21 protein-coding genes are annotated in these 22,855 nt (G+C 34.4%); 20 read left to right on the top strand and 1 reads right to left on the bottom strand.

Annotated features, from left to right (window positions below):
* Positions 1-25: 25 nt before the first annotated feature.
* The 6 genes from rplQ (at position 26) to ctlX (ending at position 6,952) form a co-directional block, all read left to right on the top strand.
* Positions 26-514 carry a 50S ribosomal protein L17 gene (rplQ, locus tag AC51AA_RS11020; protein ID WP_395423157.1) on the top strand — a complete coding sequence of 163 codons (489 nt, stop codon included), beginning with the start codon at positions 26-28 and terminating at the stop codon, positions 512-514.
* 250 nt (positions 515-764) lie between these two features.
* On the top strand, positions 765-1,865 hold the full coding sequence (carA, locus tag AC51AA_RS11015) for a glutamine-hydrolyzing carbamoyl-phosphate synthase small subunit (protein WP_500702272.1): 1,101 nt from the start codon (positions 765-767) through the stop codon (positions 1,863-1,865).
* Between the two features lie 373 nt (positions 1,866-2,238).
* Positions 2,239-3,531, top strand: a complete 1,293-nt coding sequence (gene eno / locus AC51AA_RS11010) for a phosphopyruvate hydratase (protein WP_500702269.1) — start codon at positions 2,239-2,241, stop codon at positions 3,529-3,531.
* A 156-nt stretch (positions 3,532-3,687) separates the two neighbouring features.
* Positions 3,688-4,965, top strand: coding sequence for a citrate synthase (locus AC51AA_RS11005; RefSeq protein WP_500702267.1), 1,278 nt, complete (start codon positions 3,688-3,690; stop codon positions 4,963-4,965).
* 66 nt (positions 4,966-5,031) lie between these two features.
* Positions 5,032-5,946: a dimethylarginine dimethylaminohydrolase family protein gene (locus AC51AA_RS11000; RefSeq protein ID WP_500702264.1), complete on the top strand. Its 915-nt coding sequence runs from the start codon at positions 5,032-5,034 to the stop codon at positions 5,944-5,946.
* Between the two features lie 70 nt (positions 5,947-6,016).
* Positions 6,017-6,952 (top strand): citrulline utilization hydrolase CtlX, encoded by a 936-nt coding sequence (gene ctlX / locus AC51AA_RS10995; protein ID WP_500702260.1) that lies wholly within the window; start codon positions 6,017-6,019, stop codon positions 6,950-6,952.
* 103 nt (positions 6,953-7,055) lie between these two features.
* Here the strand turns inward: ctlX and AC51AA_RS10990 are convergent, their stop codons facing one another.
* Positions 7,056-7,691 (bottom strand): MarC family NAAT transporter, encoded by a 636-nt coding sequence (locus AC51AA_RS10990; protein WP_500702258.1) that lies wholly within the window; start codon positions 7,689-7,691, stop codon positions 7,056-7,058.
* A gap of 153 nt (positions 7,692-7,844) precedes the next feature.
* On the opposite strand from AC51AA_RS10990, the gene AC51AA_RS10985 reads away from it, so the two are divergent.
* The 14 genes from AC51AA_RS10985 (at position 7,845) to AC51AA_RS10920 (ending at position 22,847) form a co-directional block, all read left to right on the top strand.
* On the top strand, positions 7,845-8,210 hold the full coding sequence (locus AC51AA_RS10985) for a CoA-binding protein (protein ID WP_500702257.1): 366 nt from the start codon (positions 7,845-7,847) through the stop codon (positions 8,208-8,210).
* 155 nt (positions 8,211-8,365) lie between these two features.
* Entirely contained in the window at positions 8,366-8,986 is a 621-nt protein-coding gene (gene recR, locus AC51AA_RS10980) for a recombination mediator RecR (protein WP_500702255.1), read from the top strand.
* A gap of 28 nt (positions 8,987-9,014) precedes the next feature.
* Positions 9,015-9,998, top strand: a complete 984-nt coding sequence (locus AC51AA_RS10975; RefSeq protein WP_500702253.1) for an SDR family oxidoreductase — start codon at positions 9,015-9,017, stop codon at positions 9,996-9,998.
* Between the two features lie 29 nt (positions 9,999-10,027).
* Positions 10,028-11,419 carry a UDP-glucose 6-dehydrogenase gene (locus tag AC51AA_RS10970; RefSeq protein ID WP_500702251.1) on the top strand — a complete coding sequence of 464 codons (1,392 nt, stop codon included), beginning with the start codon at positions 10,028-10,030 and terminating at the stop codon, positions 11,417-11,419.
* Positions 11,420-11,509: 90 nt separating this feature from the next.
* On the top strand, positions 11,510-11,977 hold the full coding sequence (locus tag AC51AA_RS10965) for a UpxY family transcription antiterminator (protein ID WP_500702249.1): 468 nt from the start codon (positions 11,510-11,512) through the stop codon (positions 11,975-11,977).
* A gap of 309 nt (positions 11,978-12,286) precedes the next feature.
* A complete protein-coding gene (locus AC51AA_RS10960; RefSeq protein WP_500702247.1) occupies positions 12,287-13,570 on the top strand; it encodes a nucleotide sugar dehydrogenase in 1,284 nt (427 codons plus the stop codon).
* A 21-nt stretch (positions 13,571-13,591) separates the two neighbouring features.
* Positions 13,592-14,014 carry an adenylyltransferase/cytidyltransferase family protein gene (locus AC51AA_RS10955; protein WP_500705631.1) on the top strand — a complete coding sequence of 141 codons (423 nt, stop codon included), beginning with the start codon at positions 13,592-13,594 and terminating at the stop codon, positions 14,012-14,014.
* Positions 14,015-14,017: 3 nt separating this feature from the next.
* Positions 14,018-15,019, top strand: coding sequence for a mannose-1-phosphate guanylyltransferase (locus AC51AA_RS10950; RefSeq protein WP_500702245.1), 1,002 nt, complete (start codon positions 14,018-14,020; stop codon positions 15,017-15,019).
* A gap of 12 nt (positions 15,020-15,031) precedes the next feature.
* Positions 15,032-16,078, top strand: coding sequence for a dTDP-glucose 4,6-dehydratase (gene rfbB, locus AC51AA_RS10945; protein ID WP_500702243.1), 1,047 nt, complete (start codon positions 15,032-15,034; stop codon positions 16,076-16,078).
* A 41-nt stretch (positions 16,079-16,119) separates the two neighbouring features.
* On the top strand, positions 16,120-18,558 hold the full coding sequence (locus tag AC51AA_RS10940; protein WP_500702241.1) for an SLBB domain-containing protein: 2,439 nt from the start codon (positions 16,120-16,122) through the stop codon (positions 18,556-18,558).
* A gap of 8 nt (positions 18,559-18,566) precedes the next feature.
* Positions 18,567-19,634, top strand: a complete 1,068-nt coding sequence (locus tag AC51AA_RS10935) for a Wzz/FepE/Etk N-terminal domain-containing protein (protein ID WP_500702239.1) — start codon at positions 18,567-18,569, stop codon at positions 19,632-19,634.
* Positions 19,635-19,663: 29 nt separating this feature from the next.
* A complete protein-coding gene (locus tag AC51AA_RS10930; protein ID WP_500702237.1) occupies positions 19,664-20,686 on the top strand; it encodes a polysaccharide biosynthesis protein in 1,023 nt (340 codons plus the stop codon).
* A gap of 8 nt (positions 20,687-20,694) precedes the next feature.
* Positions 20,695-21,783, top strand: coding sequence for a DegT/DnrJ/EryC1/StrS family aminotransferase (locus AC51AA_RS10925; RefSeq protein ID WP_500702235.1), 1,089 nt, complete (start codon positions 20,695-20,697; stop codon positions 21,781-21,783).
* Complete coding sequence (locus AC51AA_RS10920) at positions 21,783-22,847, top strand: DegT/DnrJ/EryC1/StrS family aminotransferase (protein WP_500702234.1); 1,065 nt, start codon at positions 21,783-21,785, stop codon at positions 22,845-22,847. The genes AC51AA_RS10925 and AC51AA_RS10920 overlap by 1 nt, the downstream gene beginning before the upstream one ends.
* Positions 22,848-22,855: the final 8 nt, after the last annotated feature.

Genomic DNA, 22,855 nt, shown 5'->3' with positions numbered 1-22,855 from the left:
ACGGCGGATTAAATTTAAAATAGCAATGAGACACGGAAAAAAATTCAATCACTTAAGCAGACAGACTGGACATAGAAAAGCTATGTTGGCTAATATGGCTTGTTCTCTTATTGAGCACAAACGTATTAACACTACTGTTGCCAAAGCTAAAGCGCTTAAACAATTCGTTGAGCCTTTAATCACAAAATCAAAAGAAGATACGACTCACAACCGTCGTATTGTTTTTGCTTACCTACGTAGTAAATATGCGGTAACTGACTTGTTCAGAGACGTAGCTGCTAAAGTTGGTGACCGTCCAGGTGGATACACTCGTATCATTAAAGTTGGAAATCGTTTAGGAGATAATGCTGATATGGCAATGATCGAACTTGTAGATTTCAATGAACTTTACAATGGTGGTAAAAAAGAAGTTAAAAAAGCAAAAAGCCGTCGTGGTGGTAAAGCAAAAAAAGCTGAGGATACAACCGAAGCTCCAGCTGCTGAGTCAGAATCGACTACTGAAGCTTCTGAATAATTATGAAAGTAATGATTCTATAAAATCAAGGATAAACTATTTTTTTAGTTTATCCTTTTTTTTTGATTTTTTTTAAAAGCAATTCCACTATTTAACTTATTTGAAGCAGTAGGTTTTATTTTTATGAAGGAATTTTTTAAAAAATCTTGGAAGCACTCTTTTAAAGAAGTAAATTTGCAAAATATCTAATTACAAATGAAGAGCGCCTAGCGGTTTTCATACGACGATTAAAAACAATACAAATTAAATAATGAAATACACTACACGACAAAGCGCCATTTTATTACTAAGTGATGGAACAATTTTTCATGGAAAATCTATCGGAATCAGCGGTAAAACTTTCGGTGAGGTTTGTTTTAATACTGGGATGACTGGATACCAAGAGATCTTTACAGATCCTTCTTATTTTGGGCAAATTATGGTTGCTACCAATACACATATTGGAAATTACGGTGTTAACGATTTAGAAATTGAATCGGATAGCATCAAAATTGCTGGTTTAGTTTGTAAAAACTTCAGTTTTAATTTTTCAAGAGAAGATGCTTCAGGAAGTTTAGAAGATTATTTTATCAAGGAAAATTTGATCTGTATTTCAGATGTGGATACAAGAGCACTAGTAAGTTATATTCGTGATAACGGTGCAATGAATGCGGTTATTTGTACAGATGGAACATCAGTAGAAGACCTAAAGAAAGAATTGGCTAATGTGCCGAATATGGAAGGATTGGAGTTGGCTTCAAAAGTATCTACTACAGAACCTTACTTCTTCGGAGATGAAAATGCTACTTATAAGATCTCCGCTTTGGATCTTGGAATCAAAAAGAACATCTTAAGAAACCTTGCCAAAAGAGATTGTTACATAAAAGTATATCCTTATAATTCAACGTATAAAGATTTATCAGATTTTAATCCAGACGGTTATTTCTTGTCTAACGGACCTGGGGATCCAGATCCACTTTTCAGCGCTATTGAAGTAGCCAAAGAAATCTTAGCCGATGATAAGCCATTGTTTGGAATCTGTTTAGGACATCAAGTAATTGCTTTAGCAAATGGTGTTCAGACTTACAAAATGTTTAATGGACACAGAGGGATTAATCACCCAGTTAAAAATCTTGTAACAGGAAAAGGGGAAATCACTTCTCAGAATCACGGTTTTGCTGTGAACAAAGAAGCATTAGAAAACCACCCTGATTTAGAGATTACCCATTTACATTTAAATGATGGAACTGTTGCGGGTATGCGTATGAAAAACAAAAACTGTTTCTCTGTACAATACCACCCAGAAGCAAGTCCAGGACCTCACGATTCATCGTATTTATTTGATCAATTTGTAGAGAATTTGAAAAAATAAAAGAAATTCATAATATGAGAAATCCGATTGAACTGTATAGTTTTAATCGGATTTTTTATTTATAGGAAAGTCTCATAGTTACTTTGTTTTTTTATTTTGGTAAAAGTTGCGGCTTTTTCTCAATAGTACTTCCCTTGATTTAATGAAAGACTCAGTAAGGTCGGTATATGGATTAGAAGTGATATTCGAATTTTAGGAATTAAGCTTAGGTAGTTTTTTTTCTGAAGTACTATCATTATGGACAGAGAAAGGCTATATGATAATAAATTTAGGAGGAATTACATCGTTATCGTTAATAAAATTTATTATTTTATGATTTAGTATTAAAAAGTTAGAATATATTTGCTATGTTAAAAACTAAAAAACAAAAGTAATGAGTATTATAATTAAAGTTCACGCAAGACAAATTTTTGATTCTAGAGGTAATCCTACTATTGAGGTTGATGTTATTACTGAAAACGGAGTTTTAGGAAGAGCTGCTGTTCCATCTGGAGCTTCAACTGGAGAGCATGAAGCTGTTGAACTACGTGACGGAGGAAAAGCATTCCTAGGAAAAGGAGTTTTAAATGCAGTGAACAATGTAAATACTGTTATTGCTGAAGAGTTAGTTGGTATTTCTGTTTTCGAACAAAACCTAATCGATCAAACTATGATTGATTTAGACGGAACACCAAACAAATCTAAATTAGGAGCTAATGCTATTTTAGGAGTTTCTTTGGCTGCTGCAAAAGCGGCTGCTAATGAATTAGGATTGCCTTTATACAGATATGTAGGTGGAGTTTCTGCTAATACATTACCTGTACCAATGATGAACATCATCAATGGAGGTTCTCACTCTGATGCACCTATCGCATTTCAAGAGTTTATGATTTTCCCTGTAAAGGCAACTTCATTCTCTCACTCTATGCAAATGGGAACTGAAATTTTCCACTCTTTGAAAAAAGTATTACACGATAGAGGTTTAAGTACAGCTGTTGGTGATGAGGGAGGTTTTGCACCAAACTTGCCAGGTGGTACTGAAGATGCTTTAGATACTATCAAAAAAGCGGTTGAAAACGCAGGATATACTTTCGGAGACGAAATTATGATTGCTTTAGACTGTGCTGCTGCTGAATTTTATGTGGACGGAAAATACGATTACTCTAAATTTGAAGGAGCAACTGGTAAAGTAAGAACTTCTGCTGAACAAGTGGACTACTTAGCTGAATTAGCAGCTAAATACCCAATCATTTCTATCGAAGATGGAATGGACGAAAATGACTGGGATGGATGGAAATTGCTTACTGAGAAAATCGGTGATAAAGTACAATTAGTAGGTGATGATTTATTCGTTACTAACGTTGAGCGTTTGTCAACTGGTATTGAAAAAGGTATTGCTAACTCTATCTTGATTAAAGTAAACCAAATTGGAACTTTAACAGAAACGATTGCTGCAGTGAACATGGCTAAAAATGCTGGTTATACTTCTGTAATGTCTCACCGTTCAGGAGAGACTGAAGATAATACTATTGCTGATTTAGCAGTTGCTTTAAACTGTGGTCAAATCAAAACAGGATCAGCATCTCGTTCTGATCGTATGGCAAAATACAACCAATTATTAAGAATCGAAGAAGAACTAGGAGCTACTGCGTATTTCCCTGGATTAAACGCTTTCAAGATCAAATAATTGTAAGAGTTATAGGTAAATTTAAGACCATCCGTTTTTACGGATGGTTTTTTTTTGGAGTTTTAACAAATTCATAGTAGTATTCTTTTTTTAATTAGTCTTAAATTCCTTAGATTTGATTAATTATTATTTTAAAAGATTTATTTCCGATATATTATGTCAAAAACAGCTACATTAGAAGTAGATGGTAAGAAAATTGAACTTCCAGTAATTACGGGAAGTGAAAATGAATCTGCTGTCGATATTAACAAATTACGTGATTTAACTGGTTATATTACACTTGATCCAGGTTATAAAAATTCAGGGTCTTGCACTAGTGAAATTACTTTCTTGGATGGAGAATTAGGAATTTTACGTTACAGAGGATATTCCATCGAAGATTTAGCTGAAAAAGCTAGTTTCCCTGAGGTGTCTTATCTTTTGATTTTTGGAGAATTACCTACAGCAGAACAATTGGCACAATTTGATGCTGATATTAAAAAGCATACTTTGGTAAACGAAGAGATGAAAAACATCATTGACGGTTTTCCAAAAACAGCACATCCAATGGGCGTGTTGTCAGCTTTGACAAGTGCTTTGACAGCTTTTAATCCAAAGGCGGTTAATGTAGAAAATGAAAAAGAAATGTACGAGGCTATTTGTAAAACGATAGCGAAGTTTTTAGTAATAGCAACTTGGACATATAGAAAATCAATGGGCTACCCATTGAACTATTATGACAATACTCAAGGTTATGTAGAGAACTTCATGCAATTGATGTTTAGATTGCCTACAGGACCTTATGCAGCTAACCCAGTTGTGGTGAATGCCCTAGATAAATTATTTATTTTGCATGGTGATCACGAGCAAAACTGTTCTACTTCAACAGTAAGAATGGTAGGTTCTTCTCATGCAGGTTTATTTGCTTCTATCTCTGCAGGAGTTTCTGCACTTTGGGGACCACTTCACGGTGGAGCGAATCAAGCAGTGCTTGAGATGTTGGAAGAAATCAATAGAGATGGTGGGGATACGGATAAGTTTATGGCTAAAGCCAAAGACAAAAATGATCCTTTCCGTTTAATGGGATTTGGTCATAGAGTATACAAAAACTTTGATCCAAGAGCTAGAATCATTAAAAAAGCGGCGGATGAAGTATTGAGTACTTTAGGAGTTGATGATCCAATTTTAGCGATTGCTAAAAAATTGGAAGCAGCAGCTTTAGAAGATGAGTATTTCAAATCAAGAAGTTTGTATCCAAACGTAGATTTCTATTCTGGAATTATTTACAGAGCCTTAGGAATTCCTACTGATATGTTTACCGTAATGTTTGCTATTGGAAGGCTACCGGGTTGGATTGCACAATGGAAAGAAATGCGTGAAAACAAAGAGCCAATCGGAAGACCAAGACAAATTTACACTGGACATCCACTGAGAGACTTTAAGTCTGCTAAGTAAAAATAACTTTAAAGCTTCACTTAACTGTGAAGCTTTTTTTATATTTGTTCAAAATCTATTACAATTATGTTGCAATTAAATATAAAGAACGAAACGTCAAGATTACGTGCTGTAGTTTTAGGCTCGGCTGTTCATAATGGGCCTACTCCAACTTTGGATGAAGCTTATGATCCTAAATCATTGGAACATATTAAGGCAGGAACGTATCCATTAGAAAAAGATATGGTGGTGGAAATGGAAGCGTTTAATGCGGTATTTCAAAAATACAATGTGACGGTCTATCGTCCAGAAATGATTGAAAATTACAATCAGATTTTTACCAGAGATATTGGTTTTGTGATTGATGATACTTTTGTTAAATCGAATATCTTACCCGATAGAGAACGTGAGTTAGATGCTATCCAATACATCATTGATCAAATGGATCCGCTAAAAGTAGTGCGTCCACCAGAAGAAGTACACATCGAAGGTGGTGATGTAATGTTATGGAATGACTACATCTTCATCGGTACCTACAAAGGAAGTGACTATAAAGATTATATCACCGCGAGAACCAATATGGAAGGGGTGAAGTTCATTAAAGAATTGTTCCCAAATAAAATTGTGAAAGAGTTCGATTTGGTTAAGTCTAAGATTGAAGCCAGAGATAATGCTTTGCATTTGGACTGCTGTTTTCAACCTGTGGGTAAAGACAAAGGTATCATTTACAAAAGAGGTTTTAGGGAAGAAGCGGATTATCGCTTTTTGGTAAAGCTTTTTGGAAAAGAGAACTTGTTTCATATCGAGAGAAATGAAATGTACAATATGTTCTCGAATGTCTTCTCTATCGATGAAAATGTAGTGGTGTCAGAGAAAAACTTCACGAGACTAAACAACTGGTTACGTGCAAAGGGATTTACTGTGGAAGAAATTCCGTATGCAGAGATCGCTAAACAAGAAGGGCTACTGAGATGTTCTACATTGCCTTTAATAAGAGACTAAATAAACTTCAAGTTAGTGGTTTTGGATTCTCATAATCCGAAAAGCGTTAAGTTGAAAAAAATATATTGATATGAAACAAACGACAAATGCTATTGTGATGATTCGTCCGGTGGCTTTTAGAATGAATGAGCAGACTGCAGTTAATAATTACTACCAAAAAGTTTTAGATGGTCTTTTACCTAGTTCGGTAAATGCAAAAGCGCAACAAGAGTTTGATGTTTTTGTAGAGAAGCTAAGAGCGGTAGGAGTAGATGTAACGGTAATTGAGGATACTTTAGAGACCGATACACCAGATAGTATTTTTCCAAATAACTGGGTGTCTTTTCATGAGAATGGTGATGTAGCTTTGTATCCTATGTTTGCGGAGAATCGTCGCGCAGAACGTCGTGAAGATATCTTAGATACCTTAGAAGATAAAGGATTTGAGATTAGCAATATCATGGATTATACTTCAGCAGAAGAAGATGGTTTTTTCTTAGAAGGAACTGGAAGTTTGCTATTGGATCGTGCGAATGCGAAGGCGTATTGCGCATTGTCACCTCGTGCTGATGAAGAGTTGTTTATTGAATTCTGCGAAGACTTTGATTATGCGCCAGTTATTTTTGAAGCGTTTCAGACCGTGGATGGTGAGCGTAAATTGATTTACCATACCAATGTGATGATGTGTTTAGGTGAGACTTTTGCAGTGATCTGTTCGGACTGTATTGACGACAAAAAAGAACGCAAAATGGTATTGGACAATTTGAAGGCTGATAAAAAAGAAGTGATTTTAATCACGGAAGCTCAGGTAAATAATTTCGCGGGGAATATGTTGGAAGTGCGTGGTGCCGATGATAAGAAATATATCGTTATGAGTGCTGCGGCTCATCAGAGTTTGACTCCGAAACAAATTGCACAATTAGAAAATCATGGGGAGATCTTAAGTTCTAGTTTAGATACCATCGAAGCTTGTGGTGGAGGAAGTGCTAGATGCATGATGGCTGAAGTATTCTTGCCAAGGAATTAGAGACGTTATGTTAGGTATATAGTTTACTATATATTGAATTAAAATAAGAAAGGGATAGCACAAATGAATTGTGCTATCCCTTTTTCGTTATATAAAAATGCAACTATGGTTGCATGAAATTTCCATTTACAATGTTGACAATGGCGCTTACTATGTATTGTATGCCAATAGAGATAACAATAAAACCTACGATTCTTGAGATCGCTACAATTCCTGAGGCGCCTAGTATTCGGGCTAGGTAGTGGGCGCTTTTAAGTGTAACGAATATGGCGACAGCGATAGCTAGAATGGCCAGTGATGAAATGATTAGTTCGTTGAGTTGATTGTGTTCTTGATGAAAAGCAATCAATAAGGAAATGGATCCAGGACCTGCGAGCATTGGAATCGCTAAAGGTGTTAAGGCAATATCATTTCTTTTTTGAGCATCGTTTTCGATCTTTTTATTGATTCCTCTTTTTTTGTTGAATTTCCCTGATAGCAATGAAAAACCGGAACTTACAATGATAAGTCCACCTGCAATTCGAAGCGCATCAATGCTGATTCCAAAAAAGGTCAGCACATATTGACCTATGAAAAAAGAGACCATCAAAATTAGAAAGACGTTGATGGCGGTCCATAAGGAAATACGAGAACGTTCCTTCTGTGAATCATGTTGGGTAAGTCCAACAAAGATAGGTACGGTACCAATTGGGTTTAATACGGAGAACAAAGCGGCGAATAGGTAGATGAATAAATCCATATGTTATTTGGGTTAGTGTGGTAAAAGTAATGATTTTATACTATTTGGTAGAATTATCCCATTAGCTTATTGTTTTTAATGCTGCTATTTCAAAAGGGATTAGCGAAAGAAGCTCAATCTTTTTGATTACTTTTGTAGCATATTTTGAAAATAATGAAAAATAAAAAAACTTTAGTTCTAGGAGCTACTACAAGACCAGAGCGCTACGCTTTTCAAGCAATCAATAGTTTGGTTGAAAAAGGACATTCTGTTTTAGCCATTGGACAATCAGCAGGAGAAGTAGCTGGAATAAAAATTCATACGAAGATGATTCCAGTAAAAAATATCGATACGGTTACTTTGTATTTGAATCCTGCTCGTCAACGTGATTACTACAATTACATCATAGAAGCAAAACCAAAAAGAGTAGTATTTAATCCTGGTGCTGAAAATCCTGAATTCTCTCAGTTGTTAGAATTGAATAATATCAAAGCAGAAGTAGCTTGTACTTTAGTGTTGTTGGCTACCAATCAATATTAAATCCCAGTAAACTTAGTTTTGTTTAGCAGTGCTTTTTTCTAAGAAAAAAAAATGAGGCTTGGAGTGTGAACTCCTCCCCTTAATTACTGATTCAGCTAAATGAAGAACGGAGGAATAGGAATAAAAAGTATCATAAAAGCATTACTTTTGTCGTCATGGAATTTTCATCAAAGTTAATAGAGAAAGCAGTCAACGAAATGTCTCAGTTGCCAGGTATTGGTAAACGTACGGCATTGCGATTGGTTTTGCATTTGTTGAAACAGCCCAAAGAACAAACCGGCTTTTTGTCTCAAGCTTTGTTGAGCATGCGTGAGGATATTAAGTTTTGTGAAAGTTGCCATAATATATGCGATACCAAGGTTTGTGAAATCTGTGCCAATACTGCCAGAAATCATCAAACGATTTGTGTAGTAGAAGACATACGCGATGTAATGGCTATTGAAAATACGGGTCAGTACAAAGGGATTTATCATGTTCTAGGGGGGAAGATTTCTCCTATAGAAGGTGTTGGTCCTAGTCAGTTGCATATTGGCACTTTGGTAGAAAAAGTAAAGTCAGGAACTGTAGTAGAGATTATTTTTGCATTAAGTTCCACTATGGAAGGGGATACCACGAATTTTTACATCTACAAACAAATTGCGGATGTAGAGATTATCATCTCAACTATCGCAAGAGGAATTTCGGTTGGTGATGAGTTGGAATATGCTGATGAAGTGACACTTGGACGTAGTATTTTGCATCGAGTGCCTTTTGAAAAGACTTTCAAGAACAATTAAGAAAAGGTTTAAAAACAATTTTAGATAAATGAAAACAGCAACTTCAAGTTCAGTTTTAATTACCGGTGGAGCTGGTTTTATAGGCTCTAATTTGTGTGAGCATTTTATAGGATTAGGTTATAAAGTAGTGTGCCTAGATAATTTTTCTACTGGACATCGTCATAATCTCAAAGCGGTTATAGAACATCCCAATTTTAAATTAATTGAGGGTGATATTCGAAAGATTGCGGATTGTGTTTCAGCGGTAGAAGGAGTGGATTATGTGTTGCATCAAGCAGCTCTAGGTTCGGTTCCGAGATCGATCAATGATCCGATCACTACCAATGATGTGAACGTATCGGGATTTTTGAATATGTTGGTTGCTGCTCGTGATGCCAAAGTGAAGCGATTTATATATGCAGCCAGTTCGTCTACTTATGGGGATTCTGAAGGCTTGCCAAAAGTAGAAGAGGTTATTGGAAAACCATTGTCTCCTTATGCCATTACCAAATATGTTAACGAATTATACGCTGAGATTTTTAGTAAAACATACGGATTAGAGACCATAGGATTACGTTATTTTAATGTTTTTGGAAGAAAACAAGATCCTAACGGAGCTTATGCCGCGGTGATTCCAAAATTTGTTACCCAATTAATGAATCATGAGAGTCCAGTGATTAATGGAGATGGAAACTATTCTCGTGATTTTACCTATATCGATAATGTCGTTCAGATGAATGAATTGGCGATAACCACTGATAATTCAGAAGCAATCAATACGGTCTATAATACAGCTTTTGGTGATCGCAATACATTGAATGATTTAGTAGGGTATTTGAAAAAATACTTGGCTGAGTTCGATTCCAAAATTGCTGATGTAGAAATTGTTTACGGAGCCAATAGAGCGGGAGATATTCCGCATTCATTAGCCAGTATTGATAAAGCAAAAAACCTGTTGGGTTATGATCCGAAATATTCCTTACAAGAAGGATTAAAAGAGGCGGTAAGCTGGTACTGGAATAATTTAAAATAAAACTAAAGTTTAAGGTAATAGGAAATTAAATGAAGATTACAAAAATTTGTTGTATTGGTGCAGGTTATGTTGGAGGTCCAACAATGGCAGTGATTGCTCAAAAATGTCCACATATTCAGGTGACTGTGGTGGATTTGAATGAGCAAAGGATTAAAGATTGGAATGATCCCAATACAGAAAATATTCCGATTTACGAACCAGGGCTTTCCGCTATAGTGGCTGAAGCTAGAGGAAGAAATCTTTTCTTCTCAACAGAAGTAGAAAAAGCTATTGACGAAGCTCAAGTGATTTTTATTTCAGTAAATACGCCAACCAAGACCTACGGAAAAGGGAAGGGAATGGCTGCTGATTTAAAGTACATTGAACTATGTGCAAGACAAATCGCAAAAGTAGCCAAGCAAAATAAAATTGTAGTTGAGAAATCGACTTTACCTGTTAGAACTGCTGAAGCCATAAAAAGTATTTTAGATAACACCGGAAATGGAGTTCAGTTTCAGATCTTATCCAATCCAGAGTTTTTAGCAGAAGGAACAGCAGTTACTGATTTGTTGAATCCTGATAGAATCTTAATTGGGGGTGATACTACTCCTGAAGGAGAAGAGGCTATTAATGCTTTAGTAGAAGTATATGCCAATTGGGTGGATAAAGATAAAATTTTAACCACTAATGTTTGGTCTTCAGAATTATCAAAACTTACGGCTAATGCTTTTCTAGCGCAACGTATCTCTTCTATTAACGCCATGTCAGAATTGTGTGAGAAAACGGGAGCAGATGTCAATGAAGTAGCCAGAGCCATTGGAATGGATAGTAGAATTGGGCCGAAGTTTTTAAAAGCATCAGTTGGTTTTGGAGGTTCTTGTTTTCAAAAGGATATTTTGAATCTAGTGTATATCGCAAAATCATACGGACTTAATGAAGTGGCTGATTATTGGGAGCAAGTGATCATCATGAATGATCATCAAAAAAGAAGATTTTCAACTAAAATAGTTCAGACATTATATAATACAGTTGCAGATAAAAAAATTGCTTTTTTAGGCTGGGCTTTCAAAAAAGACACTAACGATACCCGAGAATCGGCAGCGATTTATGTGGCCGATGATTTAATCAATGAACAGGCCAAGATTTCGGTGTATGATCCGAAGGTTTCTAGAAATAAAATGTTAGCTGATTTGGATTATTTAGAGACCAGAGCTGTAGAAGAAAATAGCAATGCCTTAGCTATATTTGATAATGCTTACGAAGCTTGTAAAGGAGCTCATGCGGTGGCTATTTTAACCGAATGGGATGAATTTACGACTTACGACTGGCAAAAAATATATGATGGTATGCATAAGCCAGCATTTGTTTTTGATGGAAGAAATATTTTGGACGCAAAAGCGTTAGAATCAATCGGATTTATATATAAAGGGATTGGAGCTTAATTAATGCTCGGTCCTTAATGTTGAAGTGAAGTTTAATGAGGGCGAAAAGATGGAGAAGGTTTTAAAAGTTTTATTTCAATAGAGAAAAGTATGAATTGGTATGTAGTGTATACAAAGCCCAAGTGGGAGAAAAAAGTAGCAGAGAAGCTGAATCAAATTGGGATTGAGTGTTACTGTCCCGTAATCACTCAGCTCAAACAGTGGTCCGATAGAAAGAAGATGATAGAGGTGCCTCTTTTTAATTCCTATGTATTTGTACAATTACCAGATGCCAATCGAAATGCTGTTTTTGAAGTGCCGGGTGTCATTCGGTATTTGTTTTGGTTAGGAAAACCGGCTATTGTTAAAGATGCTGAAATTAATATTATTAAAGTGAGTCTTAGTGATCCAAATTTGAGTGATATTTCGGTGAGCTGTATTCAAGTAGGAGATCGTATAAAACTGGAATCAGGTGCTTTTACGAATCAAGATGCGGTCGTGCAAGAAATAACGAAAACTTATTATACACTAATGTTAGAATCGTTAGGTTGTGTTTTAAAGATAAAATATAAACAATAATGGCTGTAAAGAGCCGTTAAAGTTAAAACAGAAGATGAATTTCACCTAATTTGTGATTTTTTCTTCTGTTTTTTTATTATCAGATATTTTTTACACGCTGATTGGTAGTGGGTTGCTAGAAGGTTGGTGATATTGATAGCATGTTTTTTGGTATGTTTGTATTGCTTTACGGGAAACCGTATTGAATAAATTGAGTTAAAATGTTATATTTGCCGAAAATGAATTTAGAGTAACTGTGTCCGGTTTTTGTGACTCAGGAAGGCGAAGCCGTGAATTGAAATGATTGAAGTGGATAAAAAAGAATGGATTATGGATGAAAACATAAAAATAGCTGTTGTAGGTTTAGGTTATGTCGGCTTGCCATTGGCTAGATTATTTGCTACAAAATATTCAGTGGTTGGCTTTGATATAAATGAATTAAGAGTAGCAGGTTTAAAGTCGGGTATTGACTCTACATTAGAAGTAGATGATGTCACCTTGCAGAAAGTATTGATAGATAATGTTAAGGCTGAAAAGGGCTTATATTGTACGACCTCTTTAGACGATATAGCGGATTGTAATTACTTCATAGTAACCGTTCCAACCCCAGTCGATAAAAATAATAGGCCAGATTTAACACCTTTGTATAAATCGAGTGAATCGGTTGGGAAAGTACTAAAAAAAGGCGATATAGTTATTTATGAATCTACTGTTTACCCTGGTGTAACAGAAGAACAATGTGTGCCTGTTTTAGAAAGAGTATCTGGATTAAAATTTAATGTGGACTTTTTTGCTGGATATTCTCCAGAGCGTATAAACCCAGGAGATAAAGAGCATACTGTTGAGAAGATTTTGAAAGTAACTTCAGGGTCAACTCCTGAAATAGGTTTAAAAGTAGATGCGGTTTATAAATCGGTTATTACAGCTGGCACCTATTTAGCGCCTACCATAAAAGTAGCGGAAGCTGCTAAGGTTATTGAAAATTCACAGCGTGATATCAATATTGCTTTTGTCAATGAGTTGGCCAAGATATTCAACTTAATGAATATTGATACTCAGGAAGTACTGGCCGCTGCTGCAACAAAATGGAATTTTTTGCCGTTCAAGCCAGGATTAGTAGGTGGACATTGCATAGGAGTGGATCCTTACTATTTAGCACAAAGAGCTCAAGAGTTTGGATATCATCCTGAAATAATTTTGGCAGGACGACGTTTGAATGATAGCATGGGTGAATATATTGCTTCTCAAGTGGTAAAGTTGATGATTAAAAAAGGAATCTCGGTTAATGGAGCTAATCTATTAATGTTAGGAATTACTTTCAAAGAGAATTGTCCTGATGTTCGCAATACAAAAATTGTTGATGTAATCAAAGCATTGTCAGAATATGGAATAGCCGTTACTATATTTGATCCTTTAGCTAATATAGGTGAGGTTGAAATGGAATACGGATTAACGACAGTTAATTCAGTTCCAAAGGATAAATTTGATGCTATTGTTTTGGGAGTGGCACATGCCGAGTTTTTGAAATTAAACTTTTCAGAATTACAAAAAGCAAATAGTTTAATATACGATGTAAAAGGAGTTTTAGGGACTAAAGCTGATAATAGACTGTAATTTCTAGATTAAAATTAAATGATGAAAGTAGGAATAACATTTAGTGCTTTTGATTTATTGCACGCTGGGCATATTAAGATGTTGGAAGAGGCAAAAAGAGAATGTGATTATCTAATAGTGGGTTTACAAACAGATCCAACACTTGATCGTCCTGAAAAAAACAGTCCTTCACAAACTGTAGTAGAAAGATATATACAGCTAAAAGGCTGTAAGTTTGTTGACGAAATTGTTCCGTATGCTACGGAACAAGATTTAGAGGATATTTTGCGTTCCTTTAGAATAAATGTACGTATTATTGGAGATGAATATCGAGATAAAAATTTTACAGGACGTGCCTATTGTGAAGAAAAAGGAATAGTATTGTATTTTAATGTTAGGGATCACCGATTTTCAAGTAGTAATCTTAGGAAAGAGGTTGCTGAAAAGCAATTAAAAAAAATATAGCATATGGGAGTGTCAATAACTCACGTAATTTTAACTGGTGGGGTAGGTAGTAGGCTTTGGCCCCTTTCTCGTAAAAGTCAACCTAAGCAATATCTTGAGATATTTGAAGGTAAATCTTTATTTGAAATGACGGTGGATCGTAACAGTCATTTAGCGAACAAAGTAATGGTTGTTGGGAATGTTGATAATCATCACTTAAGTGGTAAAGTGATGGATAAAACTAAAACTGCCTATATTGATATTGTGGAGACAACTCCTCGAAATACAGCCGCCGCTATTGCTTTTGCAGCATTCGCATCGAACCCAGAAGATATATTAATTGTAACCCCCTCTGATCATATTATTGATCGTATGGAGGACTATAATAATGCTATAAACGAAGCGGTATTAAAGGCAAAAGATGGATTTATAGTAACTTTTGGTATTATCCCAACTAAGCCAGAAACGGGCTATGGCTATATAGAATCGAATGGAGATAAAGTGATCTCCTTTAGAGAAAAACCGAACGCAACCACTGCGAAAGAGTTTATTGCGAAAGGTAATTTTTTATGGAATAGCGGTATGTTTTGTTTTAAAGCTGGCGTTTTACTGGAAGAATTAAAACAATTTCAACCGGATGTATACGATAAATCTAAAATAGTATGGGAATCAAGTAAAGATGGTTTTTTAGATTTATCTATGTCAATGGCGATTCCGTCTATCAGTATAGATTACGCAGTAATGGAAAGAAGCAAGAAAATTAAAGTAGTTCCTGCTTCTTTTTCTTGGTCAGATTTGGGGTCATTCGAGTCTGTTTATGATTATTTAGTTTCAAAGGGACATCCAATTGATAAAAGCGGAAATATGGTTATTGGATGTGATAAACATACGACCTTTCTAGGTTTAAAAAACACGATCTTTGTATATACAAAAACGGCCAATTTAATATTGCAAAAAGAAAATTCGCAAGACGTTAAAGATATATATAGTGAATTGGAAAAACAAAATTCAGAATTATTAAATTAATTGAAGCTTAAAGTGAAAAATATACTTATAACAGGAGGGGCAGGTTTTATTGGTTCGCATGTAGTAAGACGTTTTGTGAATGAATATCCAGAGTATAACATTGTTAATTTAGATGCTTTAACATACGCTGGAAACTTAGAAAATATTAAAGATATCCAAAATGAACCAAATTATACCTTTGTAAAAGGTGATATTGTGGATGAGAGTTTTATAAATCAATTTTTCTCAGTATATAATTTTGATGGAGTTCTGCATTTAGCGGCAGAGTCTCATGTAGATCGCTCCATTGAAGATCCGTTAGCCTTTGTTAAAACAAATGTCATTGGAACAATGAATTTACTAAATGCTGTTAAAAATCAATGGAAAGATAACTTTGAGGGCAAAAGATTTTATCATATAAGCACAGACGAAGTTTATGGGTCTTTAGGTGCTAAAGGACTTTTTACAGAAGATACAGCATACAATCCTAATTCGCCATATTCTGCTTCAAAAGCAAGTTCAGATCATTTTGTAAGAGCTTATGGAGAAACCTATGGTCTGCCGTATGTTCTGACCAATTGTTCTAACAACTATGGATCTTATCATTTTCCAGAAAAATTAATTCCACTTTTTATAAATAACATTATTAATAATAAGTCGTTACCAGTATATGGAGATGGAAAATATACACGCGATTGGTTGTTTGTAGAAGATCATGTTATAGCCATAGATTTAGTTTTCCATAAGGGGAGAAATCATGAAACTTACAATATTGGTGGATTTAATGAATGGAAAAATATTGATTTAGTGAAGTTGCTGTGTAAAATTATGGATCAAAAACTTGGACGCCCAGAAGGTTCTTCTCAAAAGTTAATTACGCATGTGAAGGACAGACCTGGACATGATTTGAGATATGCTATAGATGCTTCAAAAATCAATAAAGAATTGGGATGGAAACCTTCTGTAACCTTCGAGGAAGGTCTGGAAAAAACCATTAATTGGTATTTAAGTAATGAGCAGTGGTTGCAAAATGTTACTTCGGGAACTTACCAAAATTATTATCAAAAACAATACTCATAATATTTCGTAAATAAAATTTAAGACTTAATTTTTAATCCAATATGAAAAAAACAATCTACGTTATTACTTTACTCTTTGTTTTATTAATGTCTGTCAGCGTAAATGCTCAAGATATAATGAAAGCAAAGGATTTAAGTACCATACAGGCGGACTATCTTTCAGATGATGACTTAGCTAAAATTAGTACTCAATTAAAAAGTAATAATACAACTATAGATCAAGTTGAGCCAATGGTTATAGCAAAAGGAATGAGTCAGAGTGAATTCAATAAACTCAAGGTCAAGCTTAATGCATATGAGAAGAAAAATGGAAAAAACTCGATAAATGATACAAATGGCAAACCAAAAATAGAAGAAAAAGATTCTGAGTTTGGAAGGAAGCAAGAAAAAATCAAAAATGAAAAGGTAAAAGATTCCGCAAACGCTTTAATTTTTGGATCTGAACTTTTTGATAATCCAACCTTGAATTTTGAGCCCGATTTAAAGTTAGCAACTCCTATGAATTATATTTTAGGACCAGGAGATGAATTGCAAGTTAGTGTTTACGGGGTTCAAGAGTATAATGCGAGTATACCAGTTAGTGTTGAAGGGAAGATAGCAATTGATTATGTAGGACAAATAGCTGTTTCTGGTATGTCGATTGACGCTGCAACTCAAAAAATAAAAGCAGCTATTGCTAAAGTTTATAGTACCGTCCGATCTGGACAGTCTCAAGTGAGTGTTAGTTTGGGAAGGATTCGTACGATCAAAGTAACCATTGTTGGAGGAAAACAGCCAGGGAATTATTCCATTTCATCATTAGCTACTGTGTACAATGCGTTGCATTTAGCGGGTGGACCTGGTAAAAATGGAAGTTATAGAAATATTGAATTAATTAGAAATAATAAAGTTTATAAAAATATTGATATTTACAGATTTTTGGTAAAAGGAGATCAATCTGATAATGTTAGTCTGAAAGATAATGATGTTATTAGAATTCCAGCTTATAGCCAAAGAGTTGTTGTTGAAGGTGAAGTAAAACGTCCGGGTATTTTTGAGATGAAAAAAGGCGAAAAGTTTTCGGATTTATTAAATTTTGCATCGGGATTTAATGAATTTGCTTATACCGCATCTGTAAATGTGTTGCAAAAAACAGGTAAAGAGTTCAAAGTTCATGATATTAATGAAAGTGAGTATGGATCATATGCTCCACAATCAGGTGATGTATTTAAAGTGACAAAGATTCTAAATCGTTTTGAGAATCGTATTAAGATCGAAGGAGCTGTTTTTAGACCGGACTATTACTCATTCAATGAGGGAATGCGCATTTCTGATCTTATTACTAGGGCAGAAGGATTGAAAGAAGATGCCTATACTAAACGTGCAAGAATCATCCGTTTGAAAACAGATTTAACTACAGAAATTGTAAATGTTGACTTGGCAGGTGCTTTATCTGGTGACTTAAATGCTGATATTGAATTAAAACGAGAGGACATTGTAACTGTTTATTCTGTTTTAGATTTTAGGGAAGAGTATAAGGTTACTATTGATGGAGAAGTTAAAAATCCTGGAGAATATGAATACTTTGAGAATTTAACTTTAAATGATTTAGTAGTTCAGGTGGGAGGGTTGACGGGTTCTGCTTCAAAAAGAGTTGAAATTGCAAGGATGATAAAATCTGATATGATAGACGATGCAGATCCGAAGCGTATTGAATTAGTTGAGCTTGAAATTACGGCGGATAATAATGAACAGATTAAAAATTTCGTATTGAAACCTTTTGATGTGATTACTGTTCGTAAGATGGCTGTTTATGAAAAACCACAATCTATAGTCGTTAGTGGTGCTGTTAGTTATCCTGGTAAATATGTACTAGCTAATAAGAAAGAAACAGTTTATAATGTAGTTATGAGAGCTGGCGGCTTAACATCTATTGCTAATTTAGATGGAATGAAAATTAAAAGACCTATTAAGCAAGAGCAAATAGATAAAATTGAAAGTATTGATTTAAATCTCTCAAAAAATGATACTTTAAAAGAGAAGTTAACTAAAAAGTTAAAAGAAGACTTAAAATTTGCGACAATTCCGATTGATTGGGAGAAAATTGTAAAAGATAAGGACCATTATTCCAATGTAACATTATTTCCTGGTGACGAAATTGAAGTTGCTGTTTATAATGAAGGAGTAAAAGTAACAGGTAATGTATTATTAACTTCTGAAATCCCTTATAGAAATGGAAAAGGGTTTGGGTATTATATTAATGCAGTTGGAGGGACAGATAAGAAGGGTTGGAAGAAAAAGGCTTATATAATTTATCCAAACGGCAGAGCGTCTGTGACAAGTTCATTTTTGTTTTTTAAGTCATATCCGAAGGTAATGCCAGATTCTCAAATTGTTGTTCCCGAAAAGCCTGAGACTAAAAAAATGTCTACAGGAGAATGGGTTGGAATTGGTAGTGTGTTTTCTAGTTTGGCGTTGTTAATTATAACTGCATTTAAATAATTTTTTTGATGGATATTAAAGAGGTTAAAAACGAAGAGATTTCGTTAAAAGAAATTATAGAAGTGGGAAAAGAGTGGTATTCTTATTTGATTTCTAAATGGAAAATTATTGTATTAGCTGCAATTATTGGAGGTGGTTTGGGGTTTACTTATACCATCGTTAAAAAGCCAATTTATACTGCGACATTATCATTCGCTATTGAGGATGAGAAAAGTGGAGGAGGTTTAGGTAGTGCCCTTGGATTAGCAAGTTCTCTAGGTTTAGATCTGGGAGGAGGAGGAGGAAGTATTTTTGCAGGTTCGAATTTAACAGAATTGTTTAAATCAAGATCAATGGTTGAAAAAACTTTAATGTCTCCTGTTAAATTTAATGGCAAAATTATTTCTTTAGCCGAGATGTATATTCAGAATAATAAATGGAGAGATAAGTGGAAGAAAAAAACTAAACTTAGTGAAATTCATTTTTTGCCAAATGAAAACCGTAAATTATTTAGTAGATCTCAAGATAGTATTTTAGGTGTGATTTATGATAATTTATCTAAATCATCTCTATCTGTTGGTCAAAAGGATAAAAAAGTTGCGATTATCAATATGGATGTTTCCTCAACAAACGAAATGTTCTCATTGTATTTTTGTGAAGCACTTGCTCAAGAAGTTGGTAAATTTTATGTCGATACCAAGAGTAAAAAGGCTCGTATGAATATGGAAATTTTAGAAAGGCAAACGGATTCCATTCGTGGCCAACTAAATAGTGCAATTACTGGTGTTGCAGTTGCAAATGATAATACTTTTAACTTAAATCCTGCTCTTAATGTTCGTCGTGCACCTTCAGTACGCAGGCAGGTAGACGTGCAAGCAAATACGGCAATACTAACAGAATTGGTAAAACAATCAGAGTTAGCGAAAGTAACTTTAAGAAAAGAGACACCATTAATTCAAGTAATAGATGGACCAATTTTGCCTTTGAAAGTCGAAAGGGTTGGAAAAGCAAATGGAATTGGTTTTGGGGCTTTTTTAGGGTGCTTTTTCTTAATTGGGTTTCTAGTTGTAAAAAGATTATATAGAAGATACATTTAATAATATCCATAGATTTTAAAATAGAAAGAATGTTTACAGATAAAATTTTATTAATAACAGGAGGCACAGGTTCTTTTGGGAATGCCATGTTAAAAGGTTTTTTAAATTCCGATTTGAAAGAAATTAGAATTTTTTCTCGTGATGAGAAAAAACAGGAGGATATGCGTATACAATACAAAAATGACAAATTAAATTTTGTTATTGGTGATATTCGTGATTTTGACAGTATTAATGCGGCAATGAACGGAGTTAATTTTGTTTTTCACGCAGCAGCATTGAAACAAGTACCTTCTTGCGAGTTTTATCCCATGCAAGCTGTGCAAACTAATATATTAGGTGCTGAAAACGTATTAGAAGCAGCAGCAAGAAATAATGTTGAACGGGTAGTTGTATTAAGTACTGATAAAGCAGTATATCCTATAAATGCAATGGGGATTTCTAAAGCTTTTATGGAAAAATTAGCTGTTTCTAAAGCGAGAGATTCTAGAGTTAAAAATGTGAACGCAATATATACTGCAACTCGTTATGGTAACGTAATGTGTTCTCGTGGTTCTATAATCCCTTTATTCGTCAAACAGATAAAGGAAGGTAAATCGTTGACAATTACAAATCCAAAAATGACTCGTTTTATGATGTCATTGGATGATTCTGTCGATTTGGTAATGTTTGCCTTTTTGCACGGTAATCCAGGAGATATTTTTGTGCAAAAATCACCGGCTTCAACTATTGAAGACTTAGCGCAAGCTCTAAAAGAATTGTTTAATGCAGATAATGATATAAAAATTATAGGTGAGCGCCACTCGGAAAAAATGTATGAAACTCTTTGTGCGAAAGAAGAAATGGCAAAGGCTGATGATTTAGGTGATTTCTATAGAATTCCTGCAGACTTTAGAGATTTAAATTATACAAAGTACGTTCAAGAAGATGGACCGAAACTTGTAGATAATGAGTACAATTCAGACAATACCACCAGATTAAGTGTCGAGGAGTTAAAAAAGTTGCTACTTACTTTAGATTACGTTCAAGAAGAATTAGCGTCATATAATCAATAATTTTATTTATGCTACCATTAGTAAAAACAAGTATACCAGCTCGTGAGATTTTAATGCCAAGACTAGAAGATGTTTTGTATAGCGGTTATGTGGCCCAAGGTGATGTCGTTGATGAGTTTGAAAGGAAATTTGAGGAGTACATTGGGGGTGGTCACACACTATCTTTAAATTCAGGAACTGCTGCTTTGCATATAGCTTTAATTTTGGCAGGAGTAAAAGAAGGGGACGAAGTCATCAGTACAGCTTTAACTGCTGAGCCAACAAATGTTGCAATTAAAATGGTTGGTGCTAAAGTGAGATGGGCGGATGTAGATTTTAACACGGGAAATATCTCTGCGGAAGGAATTGAGAAAGTAATTAGCTTAAAAACAAAAGCTATTATCGTAGTGGACTATGCTGGGATTCCAGTTGATGTGGAAGCAATACAGGCATTGTCTAAAAAGTATAACATTCCTGTTATTGAAGATGCCGCTCACGCACTTGGTGCTAAATATAAAGGTAAAAGAACAGGTAATCACTTCCCTTTTACAGTATATTCTTTTCAAGCGATTAAACATCTGACGACTATTGATGGTGGAGCTCTGCAAATATTAGATAAAGAATTGTATGAGAAGGGCAAATTAATAAGATGGTTTGGTCTTGATAAGAAGTTGACTCGTATGGATAATAATATCACTTTTCAGGGATATAAGTATCATATGAACAATGTGAATGCGACTATAGGTTTAATTCAGTTGGAGAATATTGAAAGTTTAATCCAGAAATATATTGATAATGGAAAGTTTTTTGATGAGCATTTAAGAGACTTAAAAGGGGTAGAACTAATAAAGTATTATCCCAATACGGAGCCTTCATATTGGTTATATACTTTAAAAGTTGAAAATCGAGATGGGTTTATTGAACTGTTATCTAGAAATGGAATAATGGCATCTGAACTTCATAAAAGAAATGATATGCACAACTATTTGAATGACTTTCCTTCAGAATTGCCAAATTTAGATTTGTTTTACAGTAAGATGGTGCATATTCCATGCGGATGGTGGGTTACAAATACGGATAGAGAAAGAATTGTAAATTTAATTAAACAAGGTTGGTAATGATTCCGATTTATAAACCTTATATGCCCGAAAACATTAATTCAAAATTAAGTGAAATACTTTATTCTGGACAATTAGGTTATGGAGAATATGGAAGGATTTTTGAAAGTCAATTGCAAAATTTTATAGGTTGCGATTATGTACTTTCTGTAAGTTCGTATAATATTGCAATGCTTATCACACTTTCAACATTGGGGTTAAAAGCTGGCGATGAAATTATTGCTAGCCCAGTAAGTTGTTTGGCATCTAATCAACCATTTGCAGTTAAAGGTTTAAAAGTTGTTTGGGCAGATATAAATCCTGAGACAGGTAGTATGTGTCCAGATGATTTAAGATCAAAAATTACAAAAAAAACCAAAGCAATTTTTCATAACCATTTTTGTGGCTATTTGGGTAATATTGAAGAGATAAATGCCATAGGACAATTGTATGATATTCCGGTAGTAGATGATGGCATTGAAGCGTTCGGTTCAGAATATAATGGGAAAAGGTTAGGTAATGTTGGGACAGATATTACAGTGTTTTCATTTCAAACTGTAAGATTACCAAATACTATAGATGGAGGTGCTATTGTTTTTAAAGACAAATCACTTTTCGAAAAAGCGTTATTAATAAGAGATTATGGAATAGACAGAAGTATCTTTAGGACTGGAAGTGGAGAAATAAATCCAGATTGTGATATAGTATTAGAGGGTTATGCTGGATTAATGAGTGAAGTAAATTCTTATATAGGTACTATGCAAATGAAAGAGATAGAAGATCTTCTACTGCTGCAAAAAAAGAATGCAAACACTTGGGGTGATAAACTAACACATGTTTATGGTATAGATACGTTGAAAGTGACGTTAAATTCAATGCCGAATTATTGGGTTTATGGTACTTTATGTAAGAATAAAACCCAAACAATAATAGATTTTAAAGAAAAGGGATTTTATGCTACTGGTGTACATATAAATAACAATGTTTATTCAGTTTTTGATAATAAATTTCGTTTAAAAGGGGTAGAAGAATTTATGAATCATTTTGTTGCAATACCTTGCGGTTGGTGGTTCGAAAATAAATAAAAATAAAA

The organism is Flavobacterium sp. OHVDL-2026-0007 (assembly GCF_059882335.1).
Note: the sequence above shows the minus strand (reverse complement) of the source record. Positions and strands in the feature narration are given on the sequence as shown.